This is a genomic window from Corynebacterium sp. (assembly GCF_052107835.1).
In the GTDB taxonomy this organism is placed as follows: Bacteria; Actinomycetota; Actinomycetes; order Mycobacteriales; family Mycobacteriaceae; genus Corynebacterium.
On record NZ_JBQEDF010000010.1, the window covers coordinates 51906 to 71979 of the forward strand.

The 20074-nt window shown below is 69.5% G+C and carries 18 protein-coding genes; 10 read left to right on the top strand and 8 right to left on the bottom strand.

All coding sequences use genetic code 11. The annotated features are described in order from the left end of the window. The first annotated feature begins 123 nt into the window (after positions 1 to 123). Positions 124 to 1410 carry an HNH endonuclease signature motif containing protein gene (locus ACTIL2_RS04240; protein ID WP_442336212.1) on the top strand — a complete coding sequence of 429 codons (1287 nt, stop codon included), beginning with the start codon at positions 124 to 126 and terminating at the stop codon, positions 1408 to 1410. A 23-nt stretch (positions 1411 to 1433) separates the two neighbouring features. Then, positions 1434 to 2750, top strand: a complete 1317-nt coding sequence (locus ACTIL2_RS04245) for a DNA polymerase IV (protein WP_442336213.1) — start codon at positions 1434 to 1436, stop codon at positions 2748 to 2750. Here the strand turns inward: ACTIL2_RS04245 and ACTIL2_RS04250 are convergent. Then, positions 2734 to 3615 carry an asparaginase domain-containing protein gene (locus ACTIL2_RS04250; RefSeq protein ID WP_442336214.1) on the bottom strand — a complete coding sequence of 294 codons (882 nt, stop codon included), beginning with the start codon at positions 3613 to 3615 and terminating at the stop codon, positions 2734 to 2736. The genes ACTIL2_RS04245 and ACTIL2_RS04250 overlap by 17 nt on opposite strands. An 86-nt stretch (positions 3616 to 3701) precedes the next feature. Between ACTIL2_RS04250 and ACTIL2_RS04255 the strand changes: the two genes are divergently transcribed. Further along, positions 3702 to 4286: a hypothetical protein gene (locus ACTIL2_RS04255; RefSeq protein WP_442336215.1), complete on the top strand. Its 585-nt coding sequence runs from the start codon at positions 3702 to 3704 to the stop codon at positions 4284 to 4286. Here the strand turns inward: ACTIL2_RS04255 and ACTIL2_RS04260 are convergent, their stop codons facing one another. Next, positions 4287 to 5258 (bottom strand): hypothetical protein, encoded by a 972-nt coding sequence (locus ACTIL2_RS04260; RefSeq protein ID WP_442336216.1) that lies wholly within the window; start codon positions 5256 to 5258, stop codon positions 4287 to 4289. It lies immediately after the preceding gene. Positions 5259 to 5298: 40 nt separating this feature from the next. Between ACTIL2_RS04260 and lspA the strand changes: the two genes are divergently transcribed. Genes lspA through ACTIL2_RS04285 form a run of 5 tightly spaced genes read left to right on the top strand, consistent with a single transcriptional unit; the run spans position 5299 to position 9998 of the window. Further along, entirely contained in the window at positions 5299 to 5823 is a 525-nt protein-coding gene (gene lspA, locus ACTIL2_RS04265) for a signal peptidase II (RefSeq protein ID WP_442336217.1), read from the top strand. Between the two features lie 17 nt (positions 5824 to 5840). Continuing rightward, positions 5841 to 6752 carry an RluA family pseudouridine synthase gene (locus ACTIL2_RS04270; RefSeq protein WP_442336241.1) on the top strand — a complete coding sequence of 304 codons (912 nt, stop codon included), beginning with the start codon at positions 5841 to 5843 and terminating at the stop codon, positions 6750 to 6752. After that, positions 6752 to 7477: a hypothetical protein gene (locus ACTIL2_RS04275; RefSeq protein WP_442336218.1), complete on the top strand. Its 726-nt coding sequence runs from the start codon at positions 6752 to 6754 to the stop codon at positions 7475 to 7477. The genes ACTIL2_RS04270 and ACTIL2_RS04275 overlap by 1 nt, the downstream gene beginning before the upstream one ends. Further along, on the top strand, positions 7474 to 8373 hold the full coding sequence (rarD, locus tag ACTIL2_RS04280; RefSeq protein ID WP_442336219.1) for an EamA family transporter RarD: 900 nt from the start codon (positions 7474 to 7476) through the stop codon (positions 8371 to 8373). Before ACTIL2_RS04275 ends, rarD begins: the two co-directional genes overlap by 4 nt. Then, positions 8370 to 9998, top strand: a complete 1629-nt coding sequence (locus ACTIL2_RS04285) for an FUSC family protein (RefSeq protein ID WP_442336220.1) — start codon at positions 8370 to 8372, stop codon at positions 9996 to 9998. Before rarD ends, ACTIL2_RS04285 begins: the two co-directional genes overlap by 4 nt. A gap of 232 nt (positions 9999 to 10230) precedes the next feature. Here the strand turns inward: ACTIL2_RS04285 and ACTIL2_RS04290 are convergent, their stop codons facing one another. Together ACTIL2_RS04290 and ACTIL2_RS04295 are read right to left on the bottom strand one after the other, a co-directional pair. Next, complete coding sequence (locus ACTIL2_RS04290; protein WP_442336221.1) at positions 10231 to 11532, bottom strand: D-arabinono-1,4-lactone oxidase; 1302 nt, start codon at positions 11530 to 11532, stop codon at positions 10231 to 10233. After that, positions 11529 to 12710, bottom strand: coding sequence for an amino acid deaminase/aldolase (locus tag ACTIL2_RS04295; protein ID WP_442336222.1), 1182 nt, complete (start codon positions 12708 to 12710; stop codon positions 11529 to 11531). The genes ACTIL2_RS04290 and ACTIL2_RS04295 overlap by 4 nt, the downstream gene beginning before the upstream one ends. Positions 12711 to 12772: 62 nt before the next feature. Between ACTIL2_RS04295 and nadA the strand changes: the two genes are divergently transcribed. Next, a complete protein-coding gene (gene nadA / locus ACTIL2_RS04300) occupies positions 12773 to 13855 on the top strand; it encodes a quinolinate synthase NadA (protein WP_442336223.1) in 1083 nt (360 codons plus the stop codon). After that, positions 13852 to 14763 carry a carboxylating nicotinate-nucleotide diphosphorylase gene (gene nadC, locus ACTIL2_RS04305; RefSeq protein WP_442336224.1) on the top strand — a complete coding sequence of 304 codons (912 nt, stop codon included), beginning with the start codon at positions 13852 to 13854 and terminating at the stop codon, positions 14761 to 14763. The genes nadA and nadC overlap by 4 nt, the downstream gene beginning before the upstream one ends. Before the next feature lie 266 nt (positions 14764 to 15029). Here nadC and ACTIL2_RS04310 read toward each other — a convergent pair whose 3' ends face one another. Genes ACTIL2_RS04310 through ACTIL2_RS04325 form a run of 4 tightly spaced genes read right to left on the bottom strand, consistent with a single transcriptional unit; the run spans position 15030 to position 20074 of the window. Then, positions 15030 to 16472, bottom strand: a complete 1443-nt coding sequence (locus ACTIL2_RS04310) for an MSMEG_0567/sll0787 family protein (protein WP_442336225.1) — start codon at positions 16470 to 16472, stop codon at positions 15030 to 15032. After that, positions 16465 to 17562, bottom strand: coding sequence for an MSMEG_0568 family radical SAM protein (locus tag ACTIL2_RS04315; RefSeq protein WP_442336226.1), 1098 nt, complete (start codon positions 17560 to 17562; stop codon positions 16465 to 16467). Before ACTIL2_RS04315 ends, ACTIL2_RS04310 begins: the two co-directional genes overlap by 8 nt. Beyond that, entirely contained in the window at positions 17559 to 18965 is a 1407-nt protein-coding gene (locus tag ACTIL2_RS04320) for an AMP-binding protein (protein WP_442336227.1), read from the bottom strand. Before ACTIL2_RS04320 ends, ACTIL2_RS04315 begins: the two co-directional genes overlap by 4 nt. Further along, positions 18950 to 20074: an MSMEG_0565 family glycosyltransferase gene (locus ACTIL2_RS04325; RefSeq protein WP_442336228.1), complete on the bottom strand. Its 1125-nt coding sequence runs from the start codon at positions 20072 to 20074 to the stop codon at positions 18950 to 18952. Before ACTIL2_RS04325 ends, ACTIL2_RS04320 begins: the two co-directional genes overlap by 16 nt.

A 20074-nucleotide genomic window follows, 5' to 3' on the forward strand; every position in this document is an offset into this window, starting at 1 on the left:
TTCCTTGTTTCCGCATGCCATCCAACGCCGAACCAAGAATCGAACATGTGGTTGACTAGAATGTGAAGACGCGGTAGTATCGGGGGAGAAAACACACCGTATCTCGTGCTATCAGGGGACATAATGCCACGACCGCCGGACGACATCCTTCCAGTTCACCGCCTCGACATCACCGAGCCTTTCCCCGGTGTTGACTACTGGGCGACCGGCTGCGGTGACGGGAACATCGTCAAGTTGCAGATCAATCGACTCGAACTTCTGCTCGCAATCGGTGCCACCCCGTCGCCGCAGACCGAGGTGTCCCGCCATATCCGGGCGGTTGCCGTCCAACTGGGGGTATCCACGGGCAAGGCCCTGGCCTACAGCGACATCGGCACCATGTTCGCCCGCTGCCCCGAGATCGGCAGGGCGTTGAGTTGTGGGGCGTTCTCCTTCGACCACATGCGCGTGCTCGCTGACGCGGTCGGCCCGGTCGCCGACGAGCACATCACCGCGGTAGACCGTGCCATCTACCGGCTGTTGACGCCGGTGCGCCCCCGCCAGGTGGTTCCCGGGGTGTATGTCCTGCGGCGTCAGGTCGCGGAGATCATCGCCGAAATTGCCCCGGAGGCCCGGCCCATCGAGCCCGACGGTGACGGCGAACTTCCCCCACCGCAGGCCCAACTGGACTTCCAGGTTGACGACCGCGACCTCACGACCACCGGTCTGCACATCACCGTGCCCAGTGACGAAGGCCTCGGCGCAGTCCGGATCATCGACGCCGTCGCCGAGAAGCTGGACTGCTCGCGGGCGACAGCGTTCATTGAACTGCTCCACGGCCGGGCGCATGCCGCCGGAGCAGTCACCGTGACATTGAACTGCTACCGCAACCTCGACACCGCCACGATGCACCTGGAGAACACCTGGCTGTCCGGCACCGCCACCGAGTGCTGGATGGCCCGGGTCACCGAACTGTGCGTCGCCGGGCACAGCGAGGTCGACGGCTACACCAACACCACCCACCAGCGCGCGACGATCGCCGGACGCGACGGGGCCTGCCGCGGCCCGGGGTGCGACAAGGCTGCCGCGACCGCGCAGATCGACCATGTCGCCCGGTTCGACACCGACGATCCCAGCGCACGGGGGAAGACCGCGACCTGGGCCGAGCATTCACTGTGTCCGGCGTGCCACGCACTGAAGACCCGCGGGATCTGGGACGTCACCCTCAACCCCGACGGTACCGACCACTGGACCAGCATCGACGACGGCCACACCGTGGTCGATGTACCCACCGGGCCGCTGGCACAAGCGGTGATGACCTTCGACAAACGCCTGCACCGCAAAGTCCGGACCCTCGCCGAACACAACGGCAAGCGTCTCGCCCACATCGCCGAACTCGAGGAAGTCTTCGCCACGGAACGACCGTTCTGAGCACAGGGCATAGAATCTCACTCATGAACTCCACGCCGCGCTGGGTGGTCCACGTCGACATGGACGCGTTCTTCGCCTCCGTCGAACAACTCACCCGGCCCACCCTCGCAGGACGTCCTGTCCTCGTCGGTGGGGCATCCGGACGTGGCGTCGTCGCCGGTGCGTCCTACGAATCACGGGTCTACGGCGCACGCTCCGCCATGCCCATGCACCAGGCTGTCCGTCTGTGCAGGGGAAAGGCTGTCGTGGTCGTCCCACGTTTCAGTGTCTACTCCGCTGTCTCCGCCCAGGTCTTCGAGATCCTCGGCCGTAAGGGCGGCATTGTTGAACACCTCAGCATCGACGAGGGTTTCCTCGAACCCGAGGACCTGCAGGGCCTGCCCGCCGCCGACGTCGAATCCTGGGCACATGCCCTCCAGGACGTCGTCGACAGGGACGTCGGCCTGCCCTGCTCCATCGGTGTCGCCAGCACCAAGCTCGACGCAAAAATGGCCTCCGACCTTGCCAAGCCCCACGGTGTCACCGTGGTCAGTGCCGAGGACCGTCAGGCGACCTTCGGCCCGCGTCCGGTCGGCGAACTCGGGGGCATCGGCCCGGTCGCCCAGAACAAGCTCGCGGACATCGGGGTGACGACCATCAGGGACTTCACCGACATGGACGAGGTCGACGTCAAGGGACTCCTCGGCTCCGTCGGGCTGCAGGTGCAGGCCTATGCGAGGGGCAACGACACCCGGCCCGTGGCACCCCGGGCACGCGCCAAACAGGTGTCCGCGGAACGCACCCTGGCCGTCGACGCCGCCACCACCGCCGGGGTCGATCCCGTCCTCGTGCAGACCGCCACCGCCGCGCGCCGCCGGCTGATCGGTGACGGACGCGCCGCCCGGACCGTCACCGTGAAGACCAGGACCGCGGACTTCCAGGCCCACACCCGGTCAACGACCCTGATCGCGCCGACCGACGACCTCGATGAGATCATCGCCGCCGCCCGTTCCGTCGTTCCGAGACCGGAGAGTTCCGGTGCCGTACGGCTGGTCGGGGTCAGCCTGTCGGGTCTGACGGAGGAACGCCAGACCGTCCTGTTCCCGGAACCCGGGATGCTGGAGGTCGGTGACGTCGAGACGGAGGACGAGACAGTGCCCACGGCCAGCTCGAGTACCAACTGGCTCCCCACCCAGGACATCCACCACGCCGAACACGGTCATGGTTGGGTGCAGGGCACCGGGGCCGGGGTGGTCAGTATCCGGTTCGAGACCAGGTCCTCCGGCCCCGGGCGCACCCTGACCTTCCCCGTCGATGATCCGGACCTGAGCCCCGGGGACCCGCTCAAGAGCCTCGAGTAGGGCAACGGGCGACCGCCAGCCCGCAGAGCAGCTCCATCCGTGCCTGCGCGGGGCTCAGCTCCCCGGCGCTGCGGACACCGCTGCGCTCCATCTCGCGTCCGCCGCCGGCGCCGCCGTAGACCAGGTGCACCCCGCCAGCCGGAACCCTGCTGGCGACCACAACGGGAACCCCGGCAGCCACCGCCCGCTGCACCCCGGGTGCCAGTCCGCCGACATTCCCCGACCCGAAGGCCTCGACCACGATGCCGTCCGCACCGTGGTCCACCGCCGCGTCCAGGAGCCGGGAATCCGCCCCCTGGGACGCAGGGATAATGTCCACGCGCAGGCCGGCCAGGGGAGCGGGGGCCGACGGGAGTGTGCCGGGACGCACGGCACCGGCAGAGGAGAATGCCCGGTCGGCGGTGGTGTGGACCTTGCGGACCCCATAGGCGGGCACGAGCCCGCCGCCGAGCGCGACGACCGGGGATGCCACGCGGGACGCCGCAGCCACGGCGTCACGCAGGTTGCCCGGCCCGTCCGGGGAGGGGTCGTCCGCGGGACGCTGGGCCCCGGTCAACACCACCGGTCCACCGACCAGCCGGTCGACGGCCATCGCCGTCTCCTCCATCGAATCGGTTCCGTGCGTGACCACGACCGGGCCGTCCTGCACTGCGGCATGCACCGACGACAGCAGGGAATCCAGGTCAGACAGGGACATCGAGGACGAATCCAGCTGGAGGACGTCCCGCGGGACAACGGTGTCCGGGCTGACCCCGGCGTCCTGCAGGAGGTCAGTGATGCTGCGGGTGGGCACGAGGTCGCCACGGGCGTCGGCGGTGCAGGCGATCGTGCCGCCGGTGCCGAGGACAGAAATACTGGGGGTCACGGATTACCAGGGTACAGCCACACGGGCTGTAGACTCTGCCGGGAACACACGCCTGACCCGCTCGACCCTCGAAGGAGCACCCCACCGTGAAAAATCGCACCCGCATCCTCGCCGCCGCCGTCGCCATGACCGCCGGCCTGTCCATCACGGCCTGTTCGTCCGATGATGACGACAGCGGGGACAACGGCGGGGGAACCACCGCCGCGCAGGACGCGCAAGAGCAGGAGATTCCCACCCCGGCCGCCGCTGACCTGCAGGTGGTCATCGACGAGGCCATGAACCCCGAGGTTCCGCCGGAGGAGAAGGCCAACACGGTGGAGGAGGGTGAGACCGCCGTGGAACTGTTCGACGTGATGATCGCGTCGCAGCAGGAGTCCGGCGCGACCTTCGAGATCGTCGACCCGGTTCTGCCGGGCATCACCCCACAGGAGGTCACCGCCACCGCGAACCTGGTCCAGCCGGACCAGGAGCCGATCGTGATGGACGGTGTGCAGTTCATCAACGAGAACGGTGAGTGGAAGCTGTCACGCGAATGGGCCTGCACCCTGGTCCAGAATGTGGCGCCGGACGACGTGCCGCCGATGTGCGGGGACGTCCTCGACGACGCACCCGCACCCGAGGGCGAGGCCCCCGCACCCGAGGGCGAGGCCCCGGCACCCGCACCGGAGTAGTTACTCCTCCGGGGCGTCCGACGGCTCCCACGCGGAGGTGGCACGGGAGGTCTGGATGACCTTCACCGGCGACTCCGGTTCGCCGTAGGTGACCGTCGACGAAGTCTCGATCTTCCCGGACACGGGCACGGGGCGCCGCAGGTCAAGGGTGATGTTTCCGCTGGACTCCCCGGAGGAGTCGAGGACGTGGAGATCGGAGCCCGGCACCTGCTGCACCGACGGGGAGCGGTCCACGGAGACGTCGAGTTCGACGCGTGAGCCCTCCCGGTTCACCAGTGTGTAGGTCACGGCCTGGCGCATGGAGATGCCCAGCATCTGGTCGTCCGCCTGGCCGTTGACCGTCCAGCGGGCCCCGACGCCCAGTTCATCGCTGGGGAAGACGAGCGGGATGTCCGTCATCTGGGTCAACGACTGCTCCACGTTGAGCCGCGCCGAGTCCGAGGCGTTCTCCGGGGCGGAGAAACCCCGTGAGCTCACCCGGCCGTCCTGGGAGTGGTTCTGGGTCATGGTGAAACCCTCGCCGGAGGCGATCTCCTCGTTGAGGTCGGTGTTGTCACCGGTGGGCGGGCCGGAGACGGCCACGGTGGACTCGAGTTCCTCGCCGTCGGTGTCGGTGGTCGCGCTCAGGGGGAGTTCCATGGTGACCTCCTCGTAGGGCAGGTCGTCGGATTCGAGGACGTCCGAGTCCTCGGTGTCCAGGTCGGAGGCGTCGCCGCCCTCGGTCCGCTGCTCCAGTCCCTGGGTTGCGCGGAAGACGGAGTGCTGTTCGGTGTCGTCGTTGAACCAGACCAGGGGTTCGGTGGGACCCTCGCCGGGATCATCGACGGTCACGGACACGCCCGGGACCGGTGCATCGACGGGCCCCTCGGTGGTGTCCTCCTCGTCGCCGGAGGAGCAGGCGGTGATCACGGATCCGGTGAGGAGGGCGGTCATCAGGGCCGACAGGGCCCGGGACAGCTGTTTTGTGCGCACGTCCGACAGGGTACCAATGACCGGGAGGGTGACGGCTAGGATGGTCGTCGTGACTGCAGTGAAAGTCCGCCCGTGGGCGCTCATACCGTTGGCCGGGATCGTAGCCGTCGACCAGCTGACCAAATGGCTGGTCGTGGAGAACCTCGAACCGTATACGTCGTATCCGGTGATCGGGGAGTTCGCCCGGCTCTACCTGATCCGCAACTCGGGCGCGGCGTTCTCGATGGGGGAGGACTTCACGGTCGTGTTCTCCATCCTGCAGATGGTCGCGGTGGTCGTCTGCGCGGTCCTCGCGTTCCGGGTGACCTCGCCGTGGACGGTGGCGTCGGTGGCGATGATCGGCGGTGGCGCGGCGGGCAATCTCATTGACCGCATCTTCCGGGACCCGGGTGGGTTGCACGGGCACGTCGTCGATTTCGTGTCCATCGGCGATTTCGCGATCTTCAATGTCGCGGACGCGGGCATCACCGTCGGTGTCATCACCTACCTGGTGTACGTGCTGTTCATCGAGCCCAGGGAGATCCGGAAGGCTGAGGCAGAGGAAGAAACAGAGGCCGTGAAGTGAGCCGCGAGTCGCGCATGATGCCCGTCCCGGACGGCCTGGCGGGTATGCGGGTGGACGCCGGACTGTCGAAGCTGCTGGGGCTGTCGCGCACCGTCGTCGCCGAGCTCGCCGAGTCCGGCGACATCACGCAGGACGGGACGGCGGCCGGGAAATCGGACCGCCTGACCGGTGGGGCCTGGCTGGACATCACGCTGCCGGAACCGGAGCGCGACCTCGCCGACGAGCCGGCCGAGCGTGTCGAGGGCATGGAGATCCTCTACTCCGACGACGACGTCATCGTGGTGAACAAGCCCGTCGGTGTCGCCGCCCACCCCACCATCGGCTGGGAGGGGCCCACGGTGACCTCGGGCCTGGCCGCCGAGGGTTTCCGGATCTCCACGTCCGGCCCGCCGGAGCGCAAGGGCATCGTGCAGCGCCTGGACGTCGGCACGTCCGGGGTGATGGTCGTCGCCGCCAGTGAGCGGGCGTACACCGTGCTGAAGCGGGCGTTCCGCGACCGCACGGTGGACAAGACCTACCACGCCCTGGTGCAGGGCCACCCCGACCCGACGGTGGGCACCATCGACGCCCCGATCGCGCGCCACCCCGGCGCGGGCTGGAAATTCGCGGTGCGCGAGGGTGGGCGCCACGCGGTGACCCACTACGAGACCATCGAGGCGTTCCAGCAGGCCACGCTGGTGAAGGTCCACCTGGAGACCGGGCGCACCCACCAGATCCGGGTGCACTTCTCCGCGCTGCACCACCCGTGCTGCGGCGATCCGATGTACGGCTCCGACCCCGCGCTCACCGGGTTCCTGGGGCTGAACCGGCAGTGGCTGCACGCCGTGCACCTGGGGTTCACCCACCCCGACGGCCGGTGGATGGACATCGAGTCCCCGTACCCGGACGACCTGCAGGTCGCCCTCGACCGGCTGCGTGAGGTGAACTGATGGGCCGGTCCGATCGAACTCCGGCGCAGATCCCGGAGAACCGGAAGGTCCGGCGCAAACGGGAGTGGGAGGACACCCGGCGGCCCGCATGGGTGATGTGGGTGTCGGTGCTGTGCCTGGTGGCACTGGCGGTGACCGTGGTGGTGCTGTCGAACTCCGACCGGATGTCGAAGCCGCAGGCGATCAACGGCGATTCCCTGGGCCCGGACAACCGGGAGACCCTGCCCGAGTACCTGGAGCGGGCGCAGGCCAGCCTGGACGATATGGGCGACTACGGGGACGGTGCGCGCTGGGCCCTGGTCACACCGGGTCAACCCGCCGATCCCGGGGCACTTTCCATGATGGTCTCCGACCAGCCTGACCTGCGCGTGTCCACACTGTTGACGGGGAACCTGCAGTGGCCGCTGCCAGAACCGGCCGCCGGGCACCGGCGCGAGGACGTCTTCGCGTCCGCCCGGGAGCTGATCGCCGTCAATGCGGGCCTGGAGGTCGGTGACCCCGCCATCGACACCCTCGGTGTGGTCGTCCACGGCACCCCGGACGAACTGACCGCGCTGGCGGGACGCGGGGACGTCCTGTCCGTGGAGGCGTTGCCCCCAGACGCGGTGTTCGGACGCATCGGTCTGCGTCCGGTGACCGCGGAGGCCCGCGGGAACCCGGAGGCCCCGGCCGCCGGGGGTCCCGAGGATGCGCCCGAGCTGGCCCCGGAGGACGTGCCCGAATGATCTGGGGAGTTCTCGCCTACCTGATGTGGGGTTTCTTCCCCGCGTTCTTCCCGCTGCTGCGTCCCGCGGAGCCGATGGAGATCCTGGCGCACCGCTTCGTGTGGACGCTGGCCTTCGTCGCACTGATCCTGCTGTTCACCACGGGCTTCCGCTGGATGCGCAGGATCCCGCCGAAGCTGTGGCTGCGCATCGCCATCGCCGGGCTGCTGATCGGCGGCAACTGGGGCCTCTACATCTACGCGGTCAACAACGACCATGTCGCCGACGCCGCCCTGGGATACTTCATCAACCCCCTGGTCAGCGTGCTTCTGGGGGTGATCGTGCTGCGTGAGAGACTGCGCGTGCTGCAGTGGGTGTCCGTCGGAATCGCCGGGGTGGCCGTGGTGATCCTGACCGTGGCACTCGGTGAGCCACCGGTGGTGTCGCTGGGCCTCGCGCTGTCGTTCGCCGGGTACGGGCTGCTGAAGAAGCGGGTGCCGCTGACACCGCTGCAGTCGCTGACGGCGGAGACCGCGGTGCTGGCGCCGGTGGGCGTGATCTTCCTGGCGTGGTTGCAGACCCAGGGGACCAGCACGATGTTCCAGGGTGGCCACGGCGTGGACCATGCACTCCTGCTGGTCACCGCCGGGGTGATCACCGCGCTGCCGCTGCTGTGCTTCGCCCGCGCGGCCCACGAACTGTCGCTGACGAGCCTGGGGATGCTGCAGTACCTGACCCCGGTGATGCAGATGCTGTGGGCGGTGCTGGTCGTCGACGAGTACATCGAACCGGCCCGCTGGGTCGGTTTCGCGGTGATCTGGGTGGCGTTGGCGGTGTTCGTCACCGACATGCTGCTGAACAGCAGGCGGCGGAACCGGCTGCAGCGGGTGTCGACGGGAATGGAGGGGGACCTGTGAGCGGACGCATCGAGAGCCCACCACCGCAGGCCGGCTGGTGGCGGCTGCTGACCGCGGTGAATCCGTCCGGCCCGCGCTGGCCCGGTGCCCTTCGCGCGGCGCTGGCCGTTGTGCTGCCGGCGTCGGTGGCGTTGCTGGCGGGGCAGGACACGGCGATGCTGATGATCGCGGGCGGTGGCCTGGCCGTGATCTTCGGTGAGGGCCTGCCGTTCAGGACGCGCTGGCGGGTGATGGCCACCGCCGGTGGTTTCCTCGCCGCTGGTGCGGTGGCCGGGGCGTTCGTCGGCTCGGTGGTGTGGGCGCAGGACGGGCGGTGGTGGCTGCTGCTGATCGCCCTGTTCACCACGGCCGTGGCCGGGATGGCGGGGTTCGTGCAGAATGCGTTGCCCCTGGCACCTCCGGGGACGTTCTTCCTGGTGATGGTCACCGGCGGTTCCACGATGGTCGCGAAACAGGGGCTGAACCCGGTGGAGGTCGGCATGTGGACCGCGGTCGGGGCGTCCTGCGCCGTGGCCATCGGTATGGTCCCGGCCCTGTTTCCGTCGCTGCGGCGGCGTCCGGAGACCTCGGCGGTGGAACGCCTCGAGGTGCAGGTGGCGTCCTACACGTCCGGTGCGGAACGGACGGTGGACGCAATCCACCGGGTGAAGGGCGCACTGACGGAGGGGTGGAACGCCCTCGCCGACGCCGGTCTGGTCCGCGGTGGCGAGAAGGTCGGGCCGGACGCGCCGGTCCTGGTGCGCCGCTGCCTGGCGGCGCACCGCACCCTGGCCGGTGGCGGGGACGTGGCCGCGGGAACGGTGCCGATGCTGCGACCCAGTATCCGCTACCGGCTCTACCGCTCCCTGAACTGGGACTCACACGCGGCGACGACGTCGGTGAAGATCATGGTGGCGTCGCTGGCCGCCGGGGTTCTGGGCATCGCCCTGGGCCTCGACCGCCCCGACTGGGCCATTGTGACCGTGCTGGTGATCCTGCAGTGGGGTCCGGACCTGCGGCCCGGGACGATCCGCGGAGTCCACCGGTTGGCCGGATCGGTGCTCGGCGTGCTCCTGTTCGCCGGTTTCCACCTGCTGGAACTCGAGGGGTTCGGCCTGCTGGCGGCGCTGGCGGCCTGCCAGTTCCTCGCGGAGATCTTCATCGTGCGCAACTACGCGGTGGCGGTCGTGGTGATCACACCGCTGGCGATGATGATGGGTGGGGGAATGCACCAGCCGCTGGGATCAGGTGTGGTCTCGCGAATCGCGGAGGTCGGGTTGGCGACGGCGTTCGCCATGGCCGCACTGTGGTTCGTCCTGCGGGACGCCGACGAGCGCCGGGCCGCGCGCCAGGTGGACAACTGCGTCACCGCGATGGGCGCGCTGCTCGGCAGGGTGATGGTGACGGCATCGGCGCAGGAGGCGCTGGTGCAGCGGCGTGACCTGCAGTACGAACTGCTGCGGGAACGCCGGGACTCCCAGGCGGTGGTGCAGAACCACCGCCAACGCGACGACCGGCGGTGGCGGCGGCACCTCGCCGTCCAGCACACCGGCTACGACCTGCTCGACAGCTGTGCGGTGGCGGGGAAGAAGGCACTGGATACCACTGAGATCGCCCGGCTGGCCGAGGACGTCCGCGCGCTCTAGGAGCGTGGCTCCTTAAGCCACGTCCGGGAGTTGCAACCGGCGGCACCGCACCGGTTTCGGCACATCGGCTTAAGAAGAAGTGGCCAAAGCGGTGCGAAGTTGCCGATGGGCCCCTCTCCTCACTCCAGTTCCTCTCCGGTGGAGCAGGGCCAGGGCAGGCACCGGCCGGTCAGAGCACCGGTACATTCCCTGCAGCGGGCCGACACAGGGAACAAGGTAAAGACCCACGCTCCTAGAGCCCGAAGACCCGGTCGACCATGGGGTTGCGGAATATGCCGTCCGGGTCGATTTCTGCGCGCAGGGCACCGACGGCCTGCAGGTCAGGGTGGACGGCGGCGAGGCCATCGTGGTCGAGGGTGTGCAGCTTGCCCCAGTGGGGACGGCCTCCCGCTGCGACGAGGATCGGCTCCACCACGGCGAAGAGTTCGCGGTAGTCGTCCCTGCGGTAACGGTGCGTGGCGATGTAGCAGGACTCGCGGCCGTTGGCGGTGGACAGGGGGACGCTGTCCGCGCCGGTGCACCGCACCTCGATGGGGAAGCCGACCGCCAGGCCCGACGAGTCGATGGCCCGGTGGACCTCGGAGAGGACCTCGGGGGCATCGTCGAGGGGGACGGCGTACTCCATCTCGTTGAACCTGACACGTCGCGGGGAGACGAAGACATTGTGCGCGGTATCGGCGTACTCGCGCTGGGCCAGTGTCGCCGCGGACAGTCTGTTCAGGGCAGGGGTGGTGGCGGGGAGATGGTGCATCAGCCGGCACATCGCACCGTAGGCCACGTTGCTGACCAGTTCGTCGTCGACCAGAGACTTCCAGCGGGGCACGGGCCCGGGCAGGGAATCGAGCTCGTCGATACGGTGCCGGGTGTTGGTCTTCACGTGGGCGACGTCCGTGCCGGGGAACCAGTAGTACTCCAGGTGGTCCACGGCCCGGGCACGGGCGGGGAAGTCGGTGTACACCGGTTCCAGTGCCTCGGCCTTCTCCACTGCGGCGAGGGCGAAGGTGTCCACGACGGACATGGTGATCCGGGTGACGATGCCAAGTGCGCCGATGCTGACACGGCCGTAGTCGAAGAGGGGGTCACCGGGGCCGGTGTCGTGGACCCGGCCGTCGGCGGTGATGGTGCGCAGGCCCCGGACCATGCCCGCGAACCCGGTCAATCCGATCCCGGTGCCGTGGGTGCCGGTGGACACCGCCCCGGCGATCGACTGCGGGTCCACGTCACCCTGGTTCGCCAGGGCGAGACCGTGCGGGCGCAGCAGGGCGGGGACGTCCCGCAGGCGCGTCCCGGCGAGGAAGGTGACCTCCATGGCCCCACGGTCGACGTTGACGACACCCGACAGGTTGTCGAGGTTGACCAGCACACCGTCGGTGACGGCGACCGGGGTGAAGGAGTGCCCCGCACCCACGGCCTTGACGCGGCGTCCCTCCTCCGCGGCCCGCTGGACCAGTGCGATCACGTCCGCCTCGGTCTCCGGCTGTTCGAGGCGGAAGGGCTCGGCGGTCTGCCCGCCGGACCAGTTGTGCCATCTCATGTGAAGCTCCGGCCCTCGCCGCGGTAGGTGGGCCATTCGTCGAGGATGTCGCCGTCACTGACGACGAGCACCGTGTCGGTGTACTCGGTCTGCTCACCGGCCTTGGCGTGCCGGAACCACACGTGGTCGCCGAGTTTCATCGCTGCGGCGACGTCCCCGCGCAAGGGGGTCTGCACCTCCCCGGCGCCCTCCATGGGGGTCAGCTTCAGTCCCCGGGGGAAGTCGACGACCGGGACGCGGTCGGCCCCGGGGATGCCGGAGGCGATGCGTCCGCCGCCGGCGACGGTGATGAAGTCGGGGGCGGGGCGGCGCACCACCGGCAGCACGAACCACTCCGCCGACAACGGCAGGAAGGTCGTGTAGTTGTCGAAGAGGCCGGGGCCGACGACGCCGGAGCCCGCGCCGATCTCGGTGACCACGTCCTCGGACGCGGTGGATTCGATGGACCCGGTGCCGCCGCCGTTGACGAACTCCAACTCACCGTCGACGGCGGAGACGGCCCTCACGACCTCGGCGCGGCGTCCGGCCAGCTCCCGCGCGGATATCCGCTTGACGGCGGCGACCGCGGGGGAGGTGTCCGTGGTGCCGGCGATCTGGCCCTCGTAGGCCATGATCCCGACCAGCTGGAAGCCGTCGCGGTCACTGACCGCCTCGGCCAGGGCCCGGGCCTGCTCCACGGTGTGCACCGGGGATCGCCGGGCCCCGAGGTGCACCGGGCCGAAGGAGAGGGACGCGTCGACGTCGATGCACACCCGGATCACACCGCGTTCGGCGGGCGGGGCGACCGAGTCGATGTAGTCGAGGTGCTCCACGGAGTCCACCATCACGGTGATCGACCGCAGGTTCTTCTCCTCGCAGGTCAGCAGGTGGAGATCCTGTTTGTTGGTGCTGGGGTAGGCCACGAGGATGTCCGTGCCGTCCTCGCACAGGCCCTCGTCGACCAGCCAGAGTGCCTCACCGAGGGAGTACGACAGGAGGCCCTGGATGCCGTCCACGGTGAGCAGCCGCTCGATCAGGCGGCGGATGCGCACCGACTTCGTGGCGAGCCGGATGGGCGTCCCGTTGGCGCGCCGGACCATGTCGGCGGCGTTGGCCACCGCACTGTCCAGGTCAAGGACGGAGAATGGGGCGTCGAGGTGCGCTACAGCCTCGCGCACGGCTGGTCGTGGAGTGCTCACTCTGCTCACGATAGTTCGTGAACCGGTCCCGCGCGTGGTGGTTTCCGATATCATCGTGCGTCATGACTGCGACGACTGTTGAACAATTCGGAAGCCCCTTGTTGGAGGGGGTTTTCCGGGCACCGGGACACGCCGGGCCGGAGGGCGACATCGGACGGTGGGAAGGGGTTGCCGGCGACGGTGCCTGGGCGGCCGAGATCCACCGGCTGAAGAAGGCGCGCAATGCCGTGATCCTCGCCCACAACTACGAACTGCCCGAGATCCAGGACATCGCCGACCACACGGGTGACTCCCTGGCACTGTCGCGGATCGCCTCGGAGACAGACGCGGACGTGATCGTGTTCTGCGGGGTGCACTTCATGGCGGAGACGGCGAAGATCCTGTCGCCGGAGAAGACCGTCCTGATCCCGGACGAGGCGGCGGGCTGCTCGCTGGCGGACTCACTGAGCGCCGGGGAACTGGCGGAGTGGAAGGCCGAACACCCGGATGCGCTGGTGGTAAGCTACATCAACACCACCGCCGCGGTGAAAGGGCTGACCGATGTGTGCTGCACCAGCTCCAACGCGGTGGACGTGGTCGCCGGCCTGCCGGAGGACAGGGAGATCCTCTTCGGCCCCGACCAGTTCCTGGGTGCGCACGTGCGGCGCCGGACCGGGCGGGACAACATCCACGTGTGGGCGGGGGAATGCCACGTCCACGCCGGGATCTCCGGGCCGGAGCTCGCCCGCCGGGCCGAGGAGAGCCCGGACGCGGACCTGTTCATCCACCCGGAGTGCGGGTGCGCGAACTCGGCGATCTACCTGGCGGGCGAGGGTGTGATCGACCCGGGCAGGGTGCACATGCTCTCGACCGGCGAGATGCTGACCTCGGCGAAGACCGCGGCGGACGCGGGACGCGGCAAGGTCCTTGTCGCCACGGAGATCGGCATGCTGCACCAGCTCAAGGGCGTCGCGCCGGACGTGGACTTCGCCCCGGTCAACGAGCGTGCATCGTGTCCCTACATGAAGATGATCACCCCGGCGGCGCTGCTGCGCTGCCTGGCGCTGGGCGCGGACGAGGTGGACGTGGCGCCGGACGTGGCTGCCCAGGCGCGCCTGGCCGTGGAGCGGATGATCTCCGTCGGGACACCGGGAGGCGGGGAGTGAGTCGTCCTTCCCTGCCCGTGACCGACCTGGGTGACCTGGGAGCCGATCCGGGAGTGTTCTCTGCACTGGCACGGGTGGCGTTGACCGAGGACATCGCCTCCGGGGACGCCACCACGCTGGCGACGGTGCCCGCCGACCTCCATGGTCGGGGACTGCTCGTGGCGCGGCAGGACGGGGTGGTCTCCGGGGTGGACGCCGTCGCCGCAGTTCTCGCTGCAGCTGGTGAGCCGCCCTACCTGGAGGTCCTCGGTGGCCACGTTGACCTGGAGGACCCGGTGACCAACGGGGCACGTGCCGCGCCGGGCTCGGTGGTCGGTGTGCTGACCGGGCCGGTCCGCGCGATGCTGCAGCTGGAGCGCACGGTGCTCAATGTGCTGTCGCATGCCTCCGGCGTGGCGACGCACACGGCGCGGTGGGTGTCTGCTGTGGGGACGGGCGTGGTCGTGCGTGATTCCCGCAAGACCCTTCCCGGATTGCGCCTGCTCCAGAAGCGGGCGGTGGTGCACGGCGGTGGCTCCCCGCACCGCTACAACCTCTCCGACCAGGCGATGGTGAAGGACAACCATGGTGTCGCCGGGGGAGGTGTGGTGTCAGCGTACTGCGCTGTGCGTGCCCGGAACCCGGATCTGTGGTGCGAGGTCGAGGTCGATGACCTGGGACAGTTGCGTGGGGTGCTGGGGCTGGACACCCCACCGCACCAGGTTCTCCTGGACAACTTCACGGTCGAGGACACGGAGGAGGCGGTGCGTCTACGTGACGGGATCGCGCCTGGTGTCCTGCTGGAGTCCTCGGGCGGACTGAGCCTGGAGGTGGCTGGTGGGTACGCCGCCGCAGGGGTGGATTCACTGGCGGTCGGTGCGCTCACCCACTCGGTCACGGCCCTGGACATTGGCCTGGACCTGGATTGAGACTCACAGCCTCTTCGGTGCCTCCGCGCGATCCGTCCTGTTTGCCGCATTGCTCTGCTGCGCCGAAACTCCACCGTGATGGCGTGATCGCCGGAGTGTGCATGACAACTTGTCTGGTGTGCATCGCAAATTGTCGGTTCACTGGCTGAAACCGACCATTTGTCATGCACACCCGACCATTTGCGATGGCACCCCTACACGACCTGCGACTAAACCGGGGGTGGCGCAAGGAGGCCCTCACCGCCGTTCCCCGGGGAGAGTTCTGGTCACCCGTGTTCGCCGGCACGGACTGCGGTGACTTTGCCGAGGCCGGTGACTGTGGTTGCGATCTCGGTCTCCTCCCCATCGGGCCAACGGAAACGCACCCCGGGTTCCCGGGTCAGACGGCCGATCACTGCAGTCTCCGCCAATGGGGAGCCCATCCGACCCGTCCCCGGCGCATCGGCGGTGAGCATGCCGAAGCCGGGGAAACAGGTCATCCAGTCGCCGGCGGTGGTCCCGTCCGGCCGCGGGATCGCGGAGACATCCAGGGTCACGCCGGTGCCGGACGCTTCGGCGAGCATGCCGGAGGTTCCCACGATGCCCGCCATGCTCACGTCCTTCGCCGCGGACGGTCGGGCATCCGCGACAAGACCCCCGAGGTGCCGCAGTTCCTCCCCGGTACGGAAGGACGTGGAGTCCCATTGCCGTCCCTCGAATCCGGGACGCCAGCGCCCTGCCAGGTCAACGGTCAGGCTCAGGTCATCGCCGATGGATCCACCCCCGCCGGGGACGGGCCGGTCGGTGCGTCCCAGGGCCGTCACCGACAGGGACGGCGCCGCGCCTGTCTGGGTGTGACCACCGAGAACCGGGACACCCCAGGCGGCTGCGGCGTCCGCCATCCCCTGGAGTACCCGGCCCACGTCCACACCGTCGTACCCGGCCACAGAGTCCAGCAGCCCCACCGGCTCAGCCCCCATCGCGGAAAGGTCGTTGAGGTTCACCAGCACCGAGCACCACCCGGCCCAGCGGGGATCAGCGTCGACCATGGCCGGGAGGATCGCGTCGCAGGCGGCGACGAGATCACTGCCGGGGACGGGCGCGCCGTCGTCACCGACGAACCCCGCGCCACCGAGTGACGCAGATCCGTCCGGGCCTCCTGACAATACGGAGAACACCGACAGCAGCTGCCCCAATGGCTGCTTGGTTGCCGCCAGAAGGTCACGGACCCGGTGCAGAGGCCATCGCATGGACACGTGGGGAACCCCGAAGAACAGTCCATGGCCGGTGGTCTCCCAGCCCAGCTGTGTGAACATGTCCTCGTTGGCTGCCTGCACCGTGGCGTCGAAGCGCAGGACACCGAGCTGTTCAGCTGTGGTGCACGCCCGGCGGACAAGGGCTGTGCCGATGCCCCGGACATGCTGGGCGTCGGGGCGGACCACCAGACGGTCGCCTTTCCACCAGCCGATGTCCGGTCCGTCGTCGTGCGGGGTCAGTCGCACGCCGCCGAGCACGGATCCGTCGCCTGTGACGGCGACCAGCACCACGGTGCGGGCGTCCTCGTCGGCCCAGTCGAGGTCCGTGGAATCGAAGATGCCCTGGTGCTCCACGAACACCTCGTGGCGCATACGCCGGTAGGCCATCAGTTCGGCGGCATCCGGCCGCACAATCCGCCACGTGCGCGGTGGAGTCTGCGGTGCCGCTCCGGTCAGCAACGGAATGTCAAGCACTGCAGGCCCCCGCACTGTTCAGGGCACTGCACGCACCACAGGCGGCACAGCCGGCCCGCTGGTCCTCACCGCGCATGCCCGCCGCCCGCAACCGGTCGGCGACCCGGCGGGTGACCTCGGCGACCCGGTCGGCGTCCGGGGCGGGAACCCGGTCGACGTCGGTGGCCAGGGTGCCGGCGAGCGGCCGGAACGGCACCACGAACGGGTAGACCCCCATGTCGATGAGTTCACCGGCGGCCGCGACAACCTCGTCGTCCTTTTCCCCGAGCCCGAGGATGAGGTAGGTGGACACCTGGTTCCACCCGAAGACCCGTACCGCCTCACGCCAGGCGGCCCGGTACTCGTCCAGCGGCACCCGCGACTTGCCGGGCGTCCAGCGGCGACGCACCCCGTCGTCCATGGACTCGACGTGGATGCCGATGGATCCCGCACCGGCGTCGTGCAGGTCGGTGATGGTCGACAACTCCGCCGGTGGCTCGCACTGCACCTGGATCTGCAGGTCGGGGACCGCGTCCTTGATCGCCCGCACGCAGCGCGCCAGGTGACGCGCACCCCGGTCCCGGCCCCGGGAGGTGCCGGTCGTCATCACCATCTGGCTGACACCGTCGAGCCGGTGGGCTGCTTCGGCGACCTCGGCGAGCATGGCGGGAGTCTTCACCGCCACGGTGGTGCCGCGGTTCAGGGATTCCTCGATGGCGCAGAACCGGCATCGTTCGCTCTCGTCGTAGCGCATGCAGGTCTGGACGACGGTGGTGGCCAGGACGTCCTTGCCGTGGAGTTTGGCGATCTTCTCGTAGGCCACACCGTCGGCGGTGCTGAGGTCGTAGAAGCGGGGGCGGGCGACGGGCTCCACATCGAATCCGAGGTCCGCGCCGTCGGCGGAGATGCGCCCGGTGCCGTCGAGCACGAACGGGCTGTCGGGGTTGCGGGGGATGGCGGCACCCAGTCCGTTGAGAAGGAAGTGGCCGTCGTCGCTGGGGCCGGCGCCGCCGCTGCGGGTCACCGGCGCGTCGCTGCGGACGCCCAGCAGGGCGAGTCGCACGCGGTTGGTCACGGGGGAGGTGTCAGGTGAGGTGTCCGTGGTTGTCATGACGTCTCCTGAGGGTTCAGTGGTGTGGTCGGTGTGGTCAGTGTGGCTGCCCATCGCCGGCGGGAGGTTTTCCCGGCGGCGTCGCGCAGTGGGCGGTCGACGGCCCAGGTCCGGTCGGCGCCGGATATCTCCGGTGGGTCGGCCCCGGTCTGCACGACGACACCGAGACGGGGGCCGTGCGGCTCCGGGAAGCCGAAGGCCACGGCGTCCTGCACGCCGGGATGCTGCAGTGCCCTGGCCTCCACCTGCGCGGGGTAGACGGATGCGCCGTCGCGGACGACCATGTCGGCCTCCCGGTCGACGAGGTACAGGTAGCCGTCGGCGTCGAGGTACCCCAGGTCGCCGAGGGTGTCCCACCCGTCGGGATCGCGCCGGGTGGACGCCCCGATGTAGCGGTAGGACGCCTTCTCCCCACGGTGCATCCACACCACGCCGGTCTCACCGGTGGGCAGGTCACGCCCGTCGGGGGACCGCACGGCGAACCGTGTTCCACCGGAGCCTGTGCCCACACTCCCCGGATGCCCGAGCCAGTCGTGGCCGTCGATGACGCTGAGCCCGTTGGACTCCGATCCGGCGTAGACCTCGACCACACGGTCGGGCCCGAGCCAACCGATGACCTCGCGTTTCAGGGCAGGGGGACATGGTGCGCCGATGTGCACCAGGGTGTCCAGGCGGGAGAGGTCCGCGGCATCCCGCACGTCCCGCGGCAACCCCGTCAGCCGGTGGAGGAACGCCGGGGAGGTCATGGTCCACGTGATGCGGTGCCGGGCCATCGAATCCAGCCACTCCTCGGGGGAGTCCCCGTCCTGGATCACCAGCGTATGGCCGGTGAACAGCCCCCGGAAGGCGTAGGTGAAGGGCGCGGAGCGGAACAGGGGGGCGCTGACGAGCTGCACGCCACCGGTGGGCAGGAAGGACGCGACAGGCTCGTCCGGGTCCATCAGCGCGGGTGCGGACGCGGCGACGACCTTGGGACGGCCCGTCGACCCGGAGGTCGCCACGGCCTTCCAGGAGGACGCGGCGGCATCCGGCAGCGTCTCCGGAGAAGTGCCGGGCCCGGACGGGTCGACGGGATCGGGCCCGAGGGCGGCCGCCGGCGACACGAGGTCCAGAAGGGCGCGGCGCTGCTCACCGGGAAGATCAGGGTCCAGGGGCAGTGGCCGTCCGCCGGCGATCCACACCGCGCAGCAGGCGATCACGGTCTCGCGGTCCCGGCGGTGGGGGAAGGAGACGGTGACGGTGTCGTCGGGGCGGACCCCGGAACTCCGCAGGGAGTGTGCCAGGCGGAGCGCACGGTGTGCCAGGTCCTCCCTGGTCAGGGTCCCGGTGTGGTCGATGACGGCGGCGGAGTCGGGGGAATCCCTCCCGGCGTCGAGGATGATGGAGGCTATGGACTGGCGCATGCTGCCGTCCGTTCGTAGAACCGCTCGTGGAGTTCTGCCGCGGCCGACCAGGTGTGGGCCTTGGCGAGTTGGCGTCCCAGGGCCTGCCGTTCGGCACGCGGACCCTCGGCGAGCACCCTGCCCAGACGGTGGCCGATACCGACCGGGTCCGAGGCGTAGGTGACCGCGTCCCCGAAGACGTCATGGACCACCGGGATATCCCTGGCCACGACCGGGACACCCGCAGCGAGCGCTTCCATCGCCGCCAACCCGAAGCCCTCGTTGAGGGAGACGAACCCCAGGGCCCGGGCCGTGGCGACCAGGGCCGGGACCTCATCGTCGGCGAGTGTCCCGAGGATGACCGGCTCGATGTCCAGCTCCCGGGCCCGCCGGTCGAAGTCGGTGCGGTAGGGCCGGTAGTCGAAGAGGGTCTCGCCACCGCCGAAGACCAGGGAGACCCCGTCGCACAGGCGGGGACGCGAATCCCGGAGGTTGGCGAACCCCTCCAGCAGGTCGATGGACCCCTTACGCGGCTCAATCCCGCCCAGGGCCAGGACGTAGTCTCCGAGCCGTTCGCGGAACCGCATCCGGCCGGCCGCACCCTCCGGCCCGGCGGCCCGGGCGAACCGGGCGGCGTCCACACCGTTGGGGATCACCTCCGGGGTGGACCCGTACCTCTCGCGGACCTGGGACGCCACCGCGTCCGACACACACAACAGTGCGGCCGGCTCACGGACCGCGCGGTCGTGGCACTCCACCAGCCGCGGCGTGGTGAAATCGTCGAGATGGTGGATGGTACGGATGCAGGGCCGTCCGGTGTCCATCACCGCATTGGCGGAGATGCAGTCCTGGGCGTGGACGATGTCCGCGGAGGAATCGAACGCGGAGGCCATCGTCGTGATCGACCGCTCAATTCGCTCACCGACGCTCTCGTCCTCCACATCGGGGAACTCCACGGCGTGGACCTCGACGTCCGGGGAGACCGGACGGAAGAACGTCTCGTCCCCGCCGCGGGCCAGCGTCCACACCTCCACACGGTGGCCGCGGGCCGCGAGTTCCTCGGCGAGCGCCAGGGTGTGCACCACCCCGCCGCGGGGTTTGGTCGAGTAGGTCAACTGCGCGATGTGCAT